The following is a 15944-nucleotide window of genomic DNA, read 5'->3' as shown; positions in this document are numbered from 1 at the left end:
ACAAAATTGATGTGGATAGGTTATTAAATAATGGCTTGTGATTGTAAGGATTGCAGTATTCCTTTTTTTATCATAAACAGATGGATATTGTCAGTCCAACCCGTTAGTTGGAACTATCGTTCGCTCATCGGCTATGGCCGCGGTGCCGTATAGAAGTGCTGATACTTCACTGAATAATATGGGTTCGACCCGGAGCCCATATCCTGTTAGTAATAAATAAGAATCGATGATGGGGTTTGTCTGAATTACTTAATTAAATCTTAATCTTATCATTCATATAATATCCAGGATATGAAAGTTTATACGGGTTAACCTCAAATTTGAAAGCCTTCCAAAATATATTCGAAACGACTTGTCAGGAACTTGATGCAGAAAAAACAATTTTGTGTTACAGGATTTGACCGATGTGGGCGAAAAAATCATAAGCCGTTTATCATTACATATTTTAAGAGTGATGCGGTGTTGGAAACCCCGGCCTTATTGAGTATGTTTTTACGATGTGTTCTTACCGTATTGTAACTAATGTGGAGGAAATCAGCAATTTTTTTACTTGTATATCCGGTCGTAAGTAACCTGATTATTTCTTTTTCCCTGGAGCTAAATACATCTTCTGTTTTTTCAAGTTGAAGGTTATTGTGATTAACATTAAATGTTTCTCCCGTTGATTTATTTAGTATCAAGCCATGAGGTATGTTAGTTGCATCCAGATAGCTGATGTCAGTACAAATGTTACAAAATATATAGGGTATTTTTTGTTCGTCAAATATTAACGGGATACTTTGATGTTGAACGGTGACGATATCTCCATTTGATTTTTGAGCTTTATAGTAATAAATGACAAACACCATCTCCCTTTGTTGGACCGGGCATAACACAATATATTCCATGGCTGATTTTACCGTTGCCATGTTGGTGGGTATATGCTCTTTAATAGGATAATCAAGCGTGAATTTTCCACCCATGGACAAAAGCTCTTCATTATTATAACCTGTCAAACTCATGGTGTCACCTGTTACCAACTCGATACTCCATTCGTGGGTATTGGCAATTATCACAAATGATTTGCCGGTAGTGAAAATTCCATTGATAAGAGGATGATTCATCAGTTTAGATTTATAGTTGTCATCTAAAATCTGATAATTCTGTTTGCCAAATACCTTTTTACAGGCCATGAGATCAGTAGAATTTGATGTCATGATTTCCAAGTTGATTTTTGAAGAAAGTTAAATTAAGTACAAAAATACCTCAATTGTAGTATTGAGTTCGCAAGCTAATTGCCATAAATTGGGTCTCGTCCATGATATAACACGTAATACCTATAAATGGTTGCATCGTTACATGGGACATAAACTTAAATCAATTACATTATGGGAAGGAATATTACTATTGTGATGATTTTTTTGATGGCAGGATTTCAAATTTTATCGCAAACATTGGCGGAAAGAGGGCTGGCGCCCAGTGGGCATGTTTTTGCAATGGAGCAAAAGGGAGATGTTTTGTATGTGGGCGGGAGTTTTAACAGGGTTGGATATCCCACAGGAGGTGCAGCCTTGCTGGAAAATAAGGATACTGTCCCGAACCTTCAACTTCCATACGTCCACGGGGAGGTGTTTGCCATAGAACCGGATGGACAGGGTGGTTGGTATTTGGGTGGAGATTTTGATCAGGTGGGTGTTGTTCCCCGAACTAACATTGTGCACGTTACTTCTACCATGGAAATCGATCCGGATTTCGATCCTCAGATAAACAACAAAATAAATACGCTTCTTTATCAGAACGGTATCTTGTATATGGGAGGACTGTTTACCGAAGTTGACGGAAATGCACGGACTTACCTGGCCGCGATAAACACATCAAGCAATAATCTGGAGTCTTTTAACCCGCAACCGAATGGTCAAATAAATAAAATAAGTACAAGTGGTGAAGTGGGCGTAGGTGACAAGATATTGATAGCCGGTTATTTTACACAGGTTTCTGGTGAAAATGTTACGGGTATTGCAAAAATAAATAGGTTCAATGGTACCGTGGAGTCTTTCCCGGACCTGCCCTCGGGGCGGGCCAATGATTTACTTGTGGATGGCAATGACCTGTATGTGGGAGGTGCTTTTTCGGGAGGGGTGATGGCGGTTGATTTAACTAACAATACAATTAAACCGTGGAGCCCGAATATAAAAGGTTTTGGTTTTAGCCTTCGGGTAAATGCACTGGCTAAAATTGATACCGTTATATATATTGGTGGTAATTTTAATAGTGTGGACGGTGTTAGTCGCAGAAATATGGCAGCAGTCAGTACACAAGGAAACCTGCTCGATTTTGCACCCGAACCCAATGCCGAGGTGTTTGAGTTGTACGAACATAACGGAGACTTATTGGCGGGAGGAGATTTTTTGAATATCGGCAACCACAACATTGCTCACGTTGCTAAGTTTGATGATTTAGGCAATATCGACCAGGATTTTAATTTGAGGCCGGATTGGTCGACGCATGTTATTGCGGGAATGGGAACACAACTCATGTTAGGTGGCGAGTTTTTGTTGCTTCAAAGTCACGAAAGAGACAATGCTTATGCCATGAAGATATCTAATGGTAGCCTATTGGAATGGGCTCCTATTGGAAATTTTCTGACAGTAAACCATATAAAGGCAGATGAAATTAATGATGTTATTTATTTGGCAGGATGGGATTCGAATTCCATGAAAAATATAAAAGCATTTGATGATACCCTGGGTGAGGAGCAGTTGTACTTTAATTTTGTTTTCAACAACAGCGTTAATTGCATCGACCAGGATAACCAGACTGGCAATTTATATGTTGGAGGAGCTTTTACTACGGTCAATGGTGAAAACCGAAGCAGGATGGCGGCTGTTGACCAGTCAGGCACCTTGTTGCCATTTTCAATTACGGCAGATGATGAAGTGCGGCATCTCAAGGTGTCGGAAGAAAACACGGGGATTTATTTCTCGGGTAAATTTACACAAGTCAATGATTCTTCCAGGTTTAAAGTGGCTTTTACCGATTTTTATGGAGAACTCAATGCATGGGCACCGGAAATAGATAGCCAGTCATTTGAAGATTTTATCTATGTACATTCCATTTTGCCCATGGGCAACCAGGTTTTCCTGGCCGGTACTTTCGAAACCATTAATGGTGAGAATAGGAATCGTATGGGCGCTGTTGATCCGGTTACGGGCAATCTCTTGCCCTGGAACGCCAATGTGGATGCTATGTCGATAGATTTTATGGAACCTTTTCAAAACGGGTTGATGATAACCGGAGAAAGCCTTAACCAGGTTGGAGCAACCAGTGTGAGCCACATAGCATTTATTGGGGCACAATCCGGCCAGGTGCTGGTAAATATCGCGGATTATGGTTTTGGGAACCTGCAGAAAATATTGACCATGGAAGCGGCCGATAACACTTTATATGTAGGAGGTACGTTCAGTATGCTGCGCGAAAAGCACCATCCACACATAGCCACTTTAACTTTTCCTGACCAACCAGATTTTGGAGATGTGGAGCGATACACACCAAGTAAGGGAGGGAATATAGGTGATGTGACCCTGGAAATATTCGGTTCGGGTTTTAAACCTGGTACCGAGATCATGTTAAGAGGGGATGGTATGGATGACCTGGTGGCCGTGGACGGATCTACATTTAACCATGATGGCGTCAGGCTTATGGCTACCTTCGATTTGCGGGGGCAACCGGCAGGACCAAGGGATATAGCCGTTATGATTCCGGATGGATCTACCATCCTATTGGGAGGAGCCTTTACCATAACCGAAGGCGTGGGTGCCAAACCTTGGGCCGATATTGTTGCCCCATCCTTGTTTACCAAAGGAGCCAGGGAGTTTTTCTATATCAGCTATGGAAATAGTGGAGATGTGGACGCGCTTGGCGTCCCAATGTGGATTACGCTGTCGCCTAATATTACGGTGAAGGATATAGGTTTTGATGTGATTCAATATTTAGAAGAAGATCACTTATATTACGACAGCATTCCCGAATATGTGATGATAGATTCATTAATCGATAAGCCTTACAATGCAAAAGCATATTCATTTATTGTTCCAAAGTTACCGGCTGGATCAAGTTTTGTGGTCGCCATGGAAGTAGAAGGTACCGAAATAGGAGATTTCTATTGTCGGGCTTGGACACAACGGCCCATGTACGGTTCTCCACTGAAGTATTGGGTGGGCGATTGCAACGATGCCATTTTTACGAAGATAATTGGTTACATACCGTATGCGGCGTGTGCTACTGGTGTTATCGATGCATTTGTGTCCCCTTATGTCGATTATGCATGGGATCCGGATTTTGCCAGCTTTTCTTATAATATTAATTATTTATCCGCATTGGTGGGTACTGGCCTTGATTGTGCAGGTGACGTTTTGTCGGGAGGAACGTACGGCTTTGCATCAAGAGTCGTTGGCGATCTGCTTACTGTTAAAGGTGATTTCGACCTGATTCAAAGTTGTACAGAAATGGAGGAGAAGGAAGACTCGTTAGGTCAAATTGTTGCTTCGTGCGATCCCAACGACAAAAGCGGTCCGATTGGGCAAGGTTCTCAGAGCTGGCTAAATACGCAAAAAAACTTTTCATATATGGTTCGTTTCGAAAATGAGGAAGAGGCCACTGCACCAGCCAAATTAGTTTTAATAAGAGATACCTTGGATTCTGATATATTTGATTTAAGCACTCTCAAATTACACGGCTTTACCATTGCCGATAATGTATATACTATAAATGGCGTAGGCAGTGAATACAACAGCATTGTTGATTTAAGGCCGCGGTTGCCATATTTGGTCAAAATTGACGTGAGCCTGGATTATAATATCGGCGAATTGGTTTGGACCTTCACCACATTGGATGTTACAACTGGACTTCCCGTAATCGGTCCATTAGAAGGATTTCTTCCCCCAAATGAGGATGGGGTTAGCGGGAGAGGTTCTGTTTTTTATGATGTTAGGGTTTTAGACGATCTTCCATCCGGGACGGAAATAAAAAATAAAGCAGGAATATTTTTTGATTATAATGATCCTATTATAACCAACGAATGGATGTTGAAAGCAGATAATGACAGTCCGGAAAGTCATATGCAGCCTTTACCTGAAACTGTTTACGGCGATGAAATATTGTTAAAGTGGACAGGTTCAGATGTCGGTTCAGGCATTAAGAACTATCGTGTAATGTACCGGGAAGTAGGTGGTGAATGGTATTATGTGACCTCGTTTATTTCTGATACTTCAATTGTTTTTAGCGGTACGCCGGGTAAACATTACGAATTTATGACCATTGCAGTTGATTCTGCATTGAACGTGGAACATGAACCTTTAGTTCCTGATGTATCTACGTATTTTCACGATGAAACAACAAATGTTCTGAATGGGCAGACATCAGGTATTCGATTCTATCCCAATCCGGCAGATGAAACGCTTTTTGTGGGTTTGAATGAGGCGTTTAATAAGTTTTTTTACCGGGTGTACGATATTTCCGGAAGGTTGGTGTTGAAGCAAAATTTATTTAACACAAATGAGAACGATGTTATAAATATTGATTTAAAAGGATTACGGCCCGGATTATATTTGTTGCAATGGCAAAACAACATGGAAAAAGGGGAATATAAGTTAATTAAGCGTTAGTTAACGGTTATCACTATTCCCGAAGCCTGAATTTTATTTTTTGTGGAAGCCGATCCGGAAGTATAAGGTTTGTCATCCAAATAAATCTGGATGTAGTATAGTCCTTTTTTCTTGAAATCAAATGCCAGTTCGGTAAATCCCCTGGCATTTGGTTTGGGTAATTCCCAGGGCAGTATTTTATAAGCCAGGTCATTTGTATAGTCGTCGTATTTCATCTGTCGGTTGATAGCTGAAGCGCTCATGGGGTTTGGGAACTTTTCGTAATATGCCAATATCATATGTACATACTTGCCTTTAATAGGTTTAACAGGAATTTTAAATTTTTCATTCGCCGTAACCGTAGTTTTGAAATCACCCGTGGTCATATAAAGGTCCAGGAATTCCTCGTAATATCTAAATTGCCCTTTGTGTAAGTGAAAACCGAGCCCCACGGAATTATGGTTTGGGTCGATGCAATTTTGCTTGTGACCGTCATTTGGTGCCCGTTCAGCCATAAAAGCGTTATGCGCCTGCTGCATATAAGCAGCGATATCTTTGGGTGCCGATGCCAAATGCTCCGAGGAGGACAGGGCAGAGGCATTCTCGGATACATGTGCTGTTCCTCCTGCAAAAGCGTAACGATGATAGGGTTTTTCGCCACGTGTGTTGAAATGCCCCATGAAATTTCCCAGTGCCGCTTCTTTGGCTATTTTGTTAGCGACTCTGGAAGCCAAAATATCCAATTGGACTGGCGGTTTGCGATACTTTTTTCGAGATGCATTAATATGTGCAAGCTGGTTCAGTTTTATAAGCAGGACACTTTTATCATCCTTATATTCGCCCAGCCTTATTTCTTGATCGTTAAGTTGATGGTATTTTTTTACCTCATGCTCCGGTATAGTATAGGTTTTTACTTGTTGCGCGTTGCCATGGAGACCGATGATGAGTAGGACTCCGGCAATTACAATAGTGATTATATTATTTAATATTTTCTTCGGCATCTGCGAGTATTGGTAATACAAAGTAAAATTTACTTCCCACATTTTTTCGACTTTCAATCTGAATTCTCGAATCATGCATTTTAAGAATGTCATTGCAAATAATCAACCCAATTCCGGCACCTTCTTCGTTGTGTGTTCCTTTTCGGGTAATGTGGGTGTTAGGGCTTAAAATTAATTCAATATCCTTCTTCGAAATACCAATGCCGCTATCAATAACGGCAATTTCCATTTCGTTGTCGGATACCTGTTTCCCTGTTAAAAAAATATCACCGCCCGCTTTGGTATACTTAATCGCGTTAAATATAAGGTTGCGTACAATGGTAACGATCATATCTTTATCACAAAATAGCTTTGCATCGTCAGGGAACGAATGCGTTATGTTGATTTCTTTCTGCTTGGCTATTTCCCTATATAACGATCTGTTTTCCGAAAATATTTCGTTTAGATCGTATTGTTTGGGTTTAAATGCATACTGGTTTAACTGTGCCTTGCTCCAATTGAGTAAGTTGTTTAGCAGATTATAGGTTCGTCTGGTGTGAAGGTATATTTTTTCGATATCGGATTTTTTAACCTTGAATTCCGTTTTGTCGTTTCGCAACAATATATCGAAATAACCAATTAATGATGTAAACGGACTTCGTAGATCATGTGAAATGATATTGAAAAAACGATCTTTGGTTTGATTCAAATTTTCCAGGTTATCTTTCTGTACGATGATTTCCTCTTTTTCTTGCGAAATATTTTTCTGAGCCCGGTATAGTTTTAAGGAAAAACGTTCTATTACAACGCCCGCCACCATAAACAAACCAGAGGCCACTACCACATATGCACTTGATGTTACAAACAAAAACATATCGTAAACATGCAGTTTGTGCACCAGGTACGATATTAGAATAAAGCTAAACGCTGAAATGCCGATGTAAATATTTATCAAAGTGATGCTGCTCATGGACAGCCCCAGTGTGGCGATGGTAATAATCAGACCGGAATAGTAGGTGTCAAAGCTTGTATCGGCAGGGTTTAACGAAGCATACATAAATAATATGCTAAGATTCATGCCAAGCAAAGCAGTTGCATTTATAATTCTCATGTAAATTTTGTACTTATTTACAAAGGTACTTATGTACGCTACAACTAGGAATGGCAAACCAGATAAAAGTCGTGGCGAAATCGAAGAATAAAACGAATGTGACGATCCATAATAATCCATTACCGCAAATAATGGATAAAAACTCATGTATAACAATAGTAAGTTGCGTATATATTGTTTGTTGCTATTGAAAAGCCAAAGCGTATAGTCCTGCTTGCTTTCCTTTCTCTCCCTGTTCCAAGCCATATAATTATCTCTATCTAGCCCAAGTAATGATGATTAACAATGCTGTAGTTTTAATATGGATTAGATGATATACATGCAGCGATATATATAACTGCCTTACTGTCCTGGTACGCATTTGTGCCAGAACAGTTTTTGGCTTTGTTACGTAATAGTATCGAAAAGGTTATTCCTTTTGAAATTTAACCAAATACGCGGATAAATTCTTCCACCTTATTTACCATGTTGGTTGATCCACAGTAAAATGGGGTTCGTTGGTGCAGCGATGTTGGTTTAATCTCCATCGTCCGTTTATGACCATCGGTTGCCTTTCCGCCTGCCTGCTCAATGATAAAGGCTATTGGGTTGCATTCATATAATAATCGCAGTTTGCCTTTGGGGGCACTTTCGGTGATAGGGTACATAAATATTCCGCCCTTTAATAAATTGCGATGAACATCCGATACCAAAGAACCGATATATCGCGACGAATACGGACGTTGTGTATCAACATCTTTCTCCTGACAATATTTGATGTACTGCTTTACGCCGGCAGGGAATTTTAAGTAGTTACCTTCGTTAATGGAATAAATATAACCGTCTACCGGATTTTTAATCGTTTTATGCGACAGGCAAAATTCTCCTATGGAAGGGTCCAGGGTGAAGCCGTTAATTCCTTGTCCTGTGGTATAAACCAGCATGGTAGAAGAACCATAGAGAATATAACCTGCAGCCACCTGTTCTGTTCCGGGTTGCAAAAAATCTTCCATAGTGGCCTTTTCACCTTGTTTGGTTTTGCGTTTGTAAATGGAAAAGATGGTTCCGATGGACACGTTAACATCAATATTAGAAGATCCGTCCAGTGGATCCATTAAAAAAACATATTTTCCGTTTCTGGCCATATCATCATCAAAAAGGATAAAACTCTCGTTTTCCTCAGAAGCGATCGCGCAAACTTCCCCACAGGAGTGAAGCGAGTTGATAAAATGGTCATTGGCGAATACATCCAGCTTTTTCTGGTCTTCTCCCTGTACGTTGGAAGTTCCCATTTCACCTAAAATGTCCACGAGCCCTGCTTTATTAACTTCCCGGTTCACAATTTTGGCTGCCGTACCAACATGGTGTAAAAGGTGAGATAGATCCCCCTCTGCTTGGGGGAATTGTGATTGGCTTTCAAGGATAAACTCGTTAAGGGTAATTACATCGAATTGATTCATAGAATTTTTTTTAGATTTAAATGGCCAACAAATCACGTTCAGTTTAATTCATCGTGCGATGATAAAAGTCACGTGGTAATGCTGTGCTTTGATTAATTTTAAAATGTCGTATTAATTAGGTTTGATTTGGCGATAAAATTAATGTTATGATTCAAGTGTATAAGTTTGGAGGAGCGTCGGTAAAAGATGCTTCGGGTATTAAAAATGTATGTAACATCATTAAAAACAATTCCAATCCTTTGGTAGTGGTTATTTCGGCTATGGGAAAAACTACAAATGCCATGGAAGTATTGGTGGAAGCCTTTATTCAACAAAACCAAACTCAAATAAAAAATGCCTATGAGGCTATTTTTGACTATCATAACCAGATAGTACAAAATTTGTTTGATGATGGTCATCCTTTTGTGTTGAAGTTTGACCAACAAATAAAAAAATTATGGGAAAGGGTACAGCGGAACCCTGGATTGGATTATGATTTTGAATACGACCAAATAGTTCCCTTTGGAGAACTTATCTCCACACAGATTGTTAGCGCATATGCAAATACTATTGGAATAGAGAACCAATGGTTAGATGTACGCAAAATGATTAAAACGGACGAGAACTATCGTGATGCCGATGTCAATTGGGGGTTGAGCTCGCAGTTTGTGCATAAAAATATGAATTTCGAAAAGCATCAGCTATATATAACACAAGGGTTTATTGGTTCTTCCATTAATAATATTACCACAACCCTTGGGCGTGAAGGGTCTGATTATACGGGTGCTGTCCTGGCTCATATTTTAGATGCCGAAAGTTTATCTATCTGGAAAGACGTTCCCGGAGTTTTAAACGCAGATCCACGTTGGTATCCTTTCGCACAGCAACTCAAAGAAATTTCATACCCTGAAGCTATCGAGTTGGCATACTATGGAGCACAGGTCATTCATCCTAAAACATTAAAGCCACTTCAAAATAAAAATATCCCTCTCTTTGTAAAATCATTTTTGGATGAACAACAAGAAGGAACCGTAATTCAATCCGTGGAATCAAAAGAGGTTGATGTTCCTGTGTACATTTTAAAACGGCAACAACTTTTTATCACCATCTCACCAAAAGATTTCTCCTTTATTCTAGAGGATAACTTAAGTGAGATATTTGCCATTTTTGGTCATTATAAGATTAAGATTAACCTGATGCAGAATTCCGCGCTTAATTTTTCAGTATGTGTGAATAATGTTCGCGACGTGAAAAAATTAATCGAGGCTTTGCAAAAAAAATTCGTGGTTAGATATAATGAGCATGTGGAATTGGTTACTATAAGAAACTACACCGCGGCAGCCATTCATGAGATGACACAAGGGAAAGAACTAGTGGATTCTCAGTTAAGTCGTAAAACGGCCAGGTATGTTTTAAAAGAGAGTGAGTGGGAATTTAAGTAAACAAAAGCCGGGGAGCACAATATGATGAGTCACCGTATTGGTACTCCCTTTGCTCATTTTGGGTTATACGTTCTCCAATTCCTGGCTTGTCTTATAATCGATATATCCTTTTTCCCCCGGAGTATAGAAGGTGTCAAAATCGGGATCGGTCAAGGCGATTCCGTTCTTCATTCTATATATTAAATCGGGGTTGGATAAAAACGGACGTCCAAAGGCTACCAAATCCCCATTGTTTTCTTCAATGGCAGCCTCAGCAGTTTCTTTTGTATATCCTCCGCTTGCAATAATAGTCCTCCCAAAAGCTTCTTTAATTTTTGCTTTTACGGATGCAGGTACTTCAGGAGCACCCATTGCCGAATGGTCCACAATGTGAATGTATGCCAATTGGCGTTTACCTAGCTCCCTGGTTAAATGTTCATAGGATTCTTCTAGGCCATCAAACACTTCCATATCGTTAAATGCTCCGTATGGCGAAAGACGTATCCCGGTCTTGTCGCTACCTATGGTTTCCGAAACTTTTTGTGCTATCTCAATTGCAAATCGGTTTCTTTTTTCAATGGATCCACCATAGGCGTCATTCCGTTTGTTTGAGCAAGGGTTTATGAATTGATCTATTAAATAACCGTTTGCGCCATGCAGCTCCACACCGTCGAACCCTGCCTCCATGGCGTTTTTTGAAGCGGTTACATATTCATCTATGGTTTCTTTAATTTCGGTACCTGTCATTTCTTGCGGGATAGGATACGCTTGAGGGCCACTCTTATCTGTATACATTTCGCCGCTGATCCCAACTGCTGAAGGGGCCAATATTTTTGAGCCGTCAGGCATGTTATCGGGATGCGAAACCCTGCCGGTATGCATTAATTGAATAAATATTTTGCCACCTTTGTTATGCACCGCTTGGGTAACAAGTTTCCAGCCGTCAATCTGTTCCTGATTAAAAATGCCTGGAATTCGGGGATAACCCAGTCCATTTGGAGATGGCGTTGTTCCTTCGGTAATTATTAATCCCGCGGCCGATCTTTGTTCGTAATAAGTAGCCATCAAGGTGTTGGGAATGTTGTCGATAGCTCTGCTTCTTGTCATGGGGGCCATTACGATTCTATTCTTCAAAGTAATTGAACCAAGGTTAAACTCGTTAAATAATTGCATGATGTTATATTTTGGTGAAACACTGTCTTAACTTAAGCGTAATTGAATACTTCCTGTAATCAGGAACAACAATTTCAAAACAAGCGTGCATTCAAAAAGTTTATTTACAGAAGCTGTAAATCATAGCATGCCCCATTGTGCGGTGCGAATCCTATTGTGTGGCAGTCGTACGGATGCATATTATAATGTTCTGGTATCATGCGGGTCACAGAACTCTGAGGTTAGAAATCTTTAACGAAAAATGCGGCTTTATAACCCCGTAAGTTGTCAGAGTCGTCATACAATTCATAAGCCAACAATATAGCGTGAGTATTCTTGTTTAATTTCTGAATACTTTTATTGTAGATCCAAGTCTCGGTAAACTGCAGTTTCCCAACTTTTTCCCGGCTGAAACGATCGTCGGCTTCTAGGTCTTTGATCTCATCAATGCTCAATGCTTGATGGGTATAATAATCGTATGCCTTTTTTTTACCAGTATAAATCATTTCAAACAGGTCGTCAACCAATTTACGATGTCTTACGTTTTTTAGCTTAGCAGTTTCCCATTTATTCAGAGTATCAGGATTGGAGATTAGGACTTCGTAAATGATGGTGTCTGCCCAAATCTCCAAATTTTCACCAGAGGAATGGTGGACCTTGTTACTATCACCGCAACCTATCAGGCCTAGAAATGAAATGGTAAAAAAAACAAGGTAATTAAATATTGTTTTCATCATTTTTTTGTTTCTAACGTAAAAAATACTGACTGATTATCCCGAAAAATACTGAGTTTCGATTTGGGATGTTTTTCAGCCTGATTAATTCATGAATTTTCGTAATAGAATAATTTAAGAAGAGGTCAGGCTAGGTTCCCTGAAAAATTATTAAAAATATTGTTTTGAAATTTTTGGGAATTACCAATGTGAACTTCAAACTGACAATTACGACAGTTTATTGTAAATGTCAATTAAGCCGTAAGTGCAATTGATAAATGACAGATGCACTAATTAAAGCTGACAGTTGCCATACCGCAGAATATGAACACCGTAAAGTGGCGGGATGTATTTCGTTGTAACTGCCTATCGTCTAATGAATTCAAGTCTTTCACCCTTTTTGTCATCATTAAAAATACCGTTGTGATAAGCCAGGTGACCGTTCACAAAGGTATGACTGACATAATGGGCAAATTTCTGTCCTTCAAACGGACTCCAGCCGCATTTCGAGTAAATGTTTTCGGGCGCAACCATCCATGTCGATTCCGGTTCAACAATAACCAGGTCGGCTTTATAACCTTCCCTGATAAATCCACGTTCTTTCACACGGAATAATTTAGCAGGAGCATGACACATTTTATCCACCACCTGCCCGTAGGTGAATACACCCTGGTTGACCATCTCCAGCATGGCCACCATAGCATGCTGGACCAACGGACCGCCTGATGGTGCTTTAAAATAAGTGCCTTGCTTTTCTTCTTTGGTGTGAGGGGCATGGTCTGTGGCAACCACATCGAGGTTTCCGTTTTTCAACGCCTGGCGTAAGCCATCCCTATCGTTTTTCGTTTTTATGGCGGGATTCCATTTAATGTAGGCACCATATTTTGCGTAGTCCTCATTGGTAAACCACAAATGATGAACACAAGCCTCTCCGGTTATCTTTTTCTCCTCCAGTGGCATATCTTTATCCAGGAGCTCCAGCTCTTTAGCTGTGGTCAAGTGCAATATATGCAATCGGGCTCCATGCTTACGCGCCAAGGTGGAGGCTTTTAATGACGACTTATAGCAAGCTTCTTCCGAGCGGATGAGGTGATGCATTTCAAAAGGAACCTCTTCACCATATTTTTCTTTGTAGGCTTTTAGGTTAGCCTGGATGGTATCTTCGTCTTCGCAGTGGGTAGCTATTAAGGTAGGCGCCTGCGAAAATATTCCGGCTAAAGTATCCTCATTATCAACTAACATATTGCCTGTTGAAGAACCCATAAAAACTTTTATTCCACATACCCTTTCAGGATCCGTTTTTAGCAGTTCATCCAAATTATCATTGGTGGCACCTAAATAGAAGGAATAATTGGCAATCGATTTTTCTGATGCTAGTTTATATTTATCCTCCAATATCTCTTGTGTGGTTGCTTGCGGTTTTGTGTTTGGCATTTCCATATAAGAGGTGATACCTCCTGCAACCGCAGCCCTGGCTTCAGTAAATATTTCAGCTTTATGGGTGAGACCCGGTTCGCGAAAATGGACCTGATCGTCAATGGCACCGGGTAACAGGAGTTTGCCTTCGCCATGGATTAACTGGTCAGCTACAGGCAATTTTTCGCCATGCTTATAAATACGCTCAATTATATCCTCAGCAATTAATACACTGCCAATAAACGATTCGCCTTCGTTTATTATTTTTATATCTTTAATTAAAGTTAAGCCCATAGCCTACGTATATATGTTGAATAAATTATTAGCGTTCGTATTTTTTAAACCAGCTCGCTATTTTCATTTTAATCACACCCCAAACTGCCTCGGTAAAAATTCCCCCACTCATTTTTGATGTCCCTTTCTGTCTCTCAGTAAAAACAATTGGAACCTCCGAAATGTTGAAACCATATTTCCAGGTTGTAAATTTCATTTCAATCTGAAAAGCATACCCCTTCAGTTTAATCTTGTCTAAAGGAAGAGTTTCTAGCGTAGCTCTCTTGTAACATTTAAAACCTGCAGTGGTATCCATAATCTTCATGCCGGTGATAAACCTTACATATACCGATGCAAAGTACGACATTAAAACACGACCCATTGGCCAGTTCACAACATTGACGCCTGATTTGTATCTGGATCCGATTGCTAGGTCAGCCCCATTTTTACATGCGTCATATAAAGCTAATAATTTTTCAGGAGGGTGCGAAAAATCTGCATCCATTTCAAATATATAATCGTATTTTTTGTCAATGCCCCACTTGAATCCGGTCAAATAAGCTGTTCCCAATCCTAGTTTTCCTTTTCTTTCCAATATATGAAGTTTTCCCGGGTACTTCTCCGTCATTAATCTTTTTACAATTTCTGCGGTACCATCAGGTGAGTTGTCTTCTATTATTAAAATATGGAATTCCTTGGGTAAAGCAAAAACCACCTCAATAATGGCTTCAATGTTATCCTTCTCGTTGTATGTGGGTATGATCACTAAACTGTCGCTCACGGCTGTATATCTTTTCAAAATTAAGCTACGAATATAATAACAACATATATACTTATAGTACCATTTAAACAAAAAAATGGTTGTTGTCATTCATGTTGTGGTTTTGCCATCTTATGCAAACAGGTTATTGTTTTAAGCCGGATTATGTATTGGATGTTCGTCATGAGCATTGCAAGTACAATAAAACAAGGCATTACTGAAACGAGGCATAACATCGTTCTGGTGAGTTGAAGTGATGCAACGAAGTGCCTTGTTTTAAAGTAATTTCAATGTGTAATAGAATTTCTAATGCATATTGCGGGTTTAACCTGTTTAGCAGAAATGCGGTAGGATTAATGCGCATAGGCCTTGGCTTGAGTTATTGGAGATAAAGGCTGGGAGTGAGGTATTGCTACCTTTGGTTGATACGTATGCCTAGTCTGTAAAGTATCTGCTGCTATCGTTAAAATAAATTGGGATGGCATAATTCCAGGTGTTGTGCCTTTTGATTTTATATCCTGTAAATTAACCATGTGGGTTGTGTTGCAAATAACTTGATAACTCAGACCGCTTTTTTTAGAAAATAAGCGATTACTTGTATAAGTCGAAAAAATTATCAGGAATCCCCATAACCAGAGTTTAATTGATAGCCTAATTATATTCGCACCATTTTCTGTAAATTTTAAAGTCGAACAGGTAACTATGTAATATTTTGTGATGATAGATTAAGAAAATATTAACGCTAATAGTTTGAAGTTAAGGGTTATAGATCGTGGGTTTGAAATAAGTTGAAAAAAAGTGGGTAGATTGTTTTGAAATAAAAATAAAAGTAGGTTACCTTTGCAGCCGCTTTTAAAGAAAGGCACTATTCATTTTGATATTTTGATCACGAGAAGCTGGGAGTAGATGTTATTATTGCATTGAATGGACGTAGGAAATTGTAGATCAAATTTTTCTAAAAAAATGAAAAATTAGTTTGGAAGTTAAAGTGAAAAGTGATTATCTTTGCAGCCGCTTTGAAAAACACGGATGGGTTAACGGGCCCGTTTTTCAAGCCTTCCCTTGCGGGTCGCCCTTTA

The 15944-nt window shown here is 39.5% G+C and carries 10 protein-coding genes; 2 read left to right on the top strand and 8 right to left on the bottom strand.

The features are described 5' to 3' along the window. Positions 1-419: 419 nt before the first annotated feature. A complete protein-coding gene (locus ACT29I_RS22190) occupies positions 420-1196 on the bottom strand; it encodes a response regulator transcription factor (RefSeq protein WP_444794448.1) in 777 nt (258 codons plus the stop codon). 171 nt (positions 1197-1367) lie between these two features. On the opposite strand from ACT29I_RS22190, the gene ACT29I_RS22185 reads away from it, so the two are divergent. Beyond that, complete coding sequence (locus tag ACT29I_RS22185; RefSeq protein WP_444794447.1) at positions 1368-5642, top strand: T9SS type A sorting domain-containing protein; 4275 nt, start codon at positions 1368-1370, stop codon at positions 5640-5642. Here the strand turns inward: ACT29I_RS22185 and ACT29I_RS22180 are convergent. The 3 genes from ACT29I_RS22180 to fbp form a co-directional block, all read right to left on the bottom strand. Beyond that, positions 5639-6622 (bottom strand): CAP domain-containing protein, encoded by a 984-nt coding sequence (locus ACT29I_RS22180; RefSeq protein ID WP_444794446.1) that lies wholly within the window; start codon positions 6620-6622, stop codon positions 5639-5641. The two genes, ACT29I_RS22185 and ACT29I_RS22180, sit on opposite strands and share 4 nt — an antisense overlap. Next, positions 6600-7712 carry a sensor histidine kinase gene (locus ACT29I_RS22175; RefSeq protein ID WP_430935962.1) on the bottom strand — a complete coding sequence of 371 codons (1113 nt, stop codon included), beginning with the start codon at positions 7710-7712 and terminating at the stop codon, positions 6600-6602. The genes ACT29I_RS22180 and ACT29I_RS22175 overlap by 23 nt, the downstream gene beginning before the upstream one ends. Positions 7713-8137: 425 nt before the next feature. Then, entirely contained in the window at positions 8138-9151 is a 1014-nt protein-coding gene (gene fbp / locus ACT29I_RS22170) for a class 1 fructose-bisphosphatase (protein ID WP_430935964.1), read from the bottom strand. Between the two features lie 146 nt (positions 9152-9297). On the opposite strand from fbp, the gene ACT29I_RS22165 reads away from it, so the two are divergent. Further along, entirely contained in the window at positions 9298-10572 is a 1275-nt protein-coding gene (locus ACT29I_RS22165) for an aspartate kinase (RefSeq protein ID WP_444794445.1), read from the top strand. Between the two features lie 63 nt (positions 10573-10635). Here the strand turns inward: ACT29I_RS22165 and ACT29I_RS22160 are convergent, their stop codons facing one another. The 4 genes from ACT29I_RS22160 to ACT29I_RS22145 all read right to left on the bottom strand — a co-directional run bounded on the left by ACT29I_RS22160 (position 10636) and on the right by ACT29I_RS22145 (position 14886). Continuing rightward, positions 10636-11724 carry an alkene reductase gene (locus tag ACT29I_RS22160; RefSeq protein ID WP_444794444.1) on the bottom strand — a complete coding sequence of 363 codons (1089 nt, stop codon included), beginning with the start codon at positions 11722-11724 and terminating at the stop codon, positions 10636-10638. Between the two features lie 221 nt (positions 11725-11945). Further along, entirely contained in the window at positions 11946-12440 is a 495-nt protein-coding gene (locus ACT29I_RS22155) for a hypothetical protein (RefSeq protein ID WP_430935970.1), read from the bottom strand. Positions 12441-12782: 342 nt separating this feature from the next. Continuing rightward, a complete protein-coding gene (locus ACT29I_RS22150) occupies positions 12783-14126 on the bottom strand; it encodes a dihydroorotase (protein ID WP_430935972.1) in 1344 nt (447 codons plus the stop codon). 28 nt (positions 14127-14154) lie between these two features. After that, positions 14155-14886, bottom strand: coding sequence for a polyprenol monophosphomannose synthase (locus ACT29I_RS22145; RefSeq protein ID WP_444794443.1), 732 nt, complete (start codon positions 14884-14886; stop codon positions 14155-14157). Positions 14887-15944 lie beyond the last annotated feature (1058 nt).

The sequence above is a fragment of the Saccharicrinis sp. GN24d3 genome (assembly GCF_052400645.1).
Classification (GTDB): Bacteria; Bacteroidota; Bacteroidia; order Bacteroidales; family Marinilabiliaceae; genus Saccharicrinis.
The sequence above is the reverse complement of the archived record's forward strand: the minus strand, read 5'-3'. Positions and strand labels throughout refer to the sequence as shown.

Bases quoted from the DNA above. Each gene is read 5' to 3' on its own strand.
- ACT29I_RS22185 (WP_444794447.1), top strand. From the start codon at position 1,368: ATGGGAAGGAATATTACTATTGTGATGATTTTTTTGATGGCAGGATTT.
- ACT29I_RS22150 (WP_430935972.1), bottom strand. From the start codon at position 14,126: ATGGGCTTAACTTTAATTAAAGATATAAAAATAATAAACGAAGGCGAA.
- ACT29I_RS22165 (WP_444794445.1), top strand. From the start codon at position 9,298: ATGATTCAAGTGTATAAGTTTGGAGGAGCGTCGGTAAAAGATGCTTCG.
- ACT29I_RS22160 (WP_444794444.1), bottom strand. From the start codon at position 11,724: ATGCAATTATTTAACGAGTTTAACCTTGGTTCAATTACTTTGAAGAAT.
- ACT29I_RS22190 (WP_444794448.1), bottom strand. From the start codon at position 1,196: ATGACATCAAATTCTACTGATCTCATGGCCTGTAAAAAGGTATTTGGC.
- fbp (WP_430935964.1), bottom strand. From the start codon at position 9,151: ATGAATCAATTCGATGTAATTACCCTTAACGAGTTTATCCTTGAAAGC.
- ACT29I_RS22155 (WP_430935970.1), bottom strand. From the start codon at position 12,440: ATGATGAAAACAATATTTAATTACCTTGTTTTTTTTACCATTTCATTT.
- ACT29I_RS22175 (WP_430935962.1), bottom strand. From the start codon at position 7,712: ATGAGAATTATAAATGCAACTGCTTTGCTTGGCATGAATCTTAGCATA.
- ACT29I_RS22180 (WP_444794446.1), bottom strand. From the start codon at position 6,622: ATGCCGAAGAAAATATTAAATAATATAATCACTATTGTAATTGCCGGA.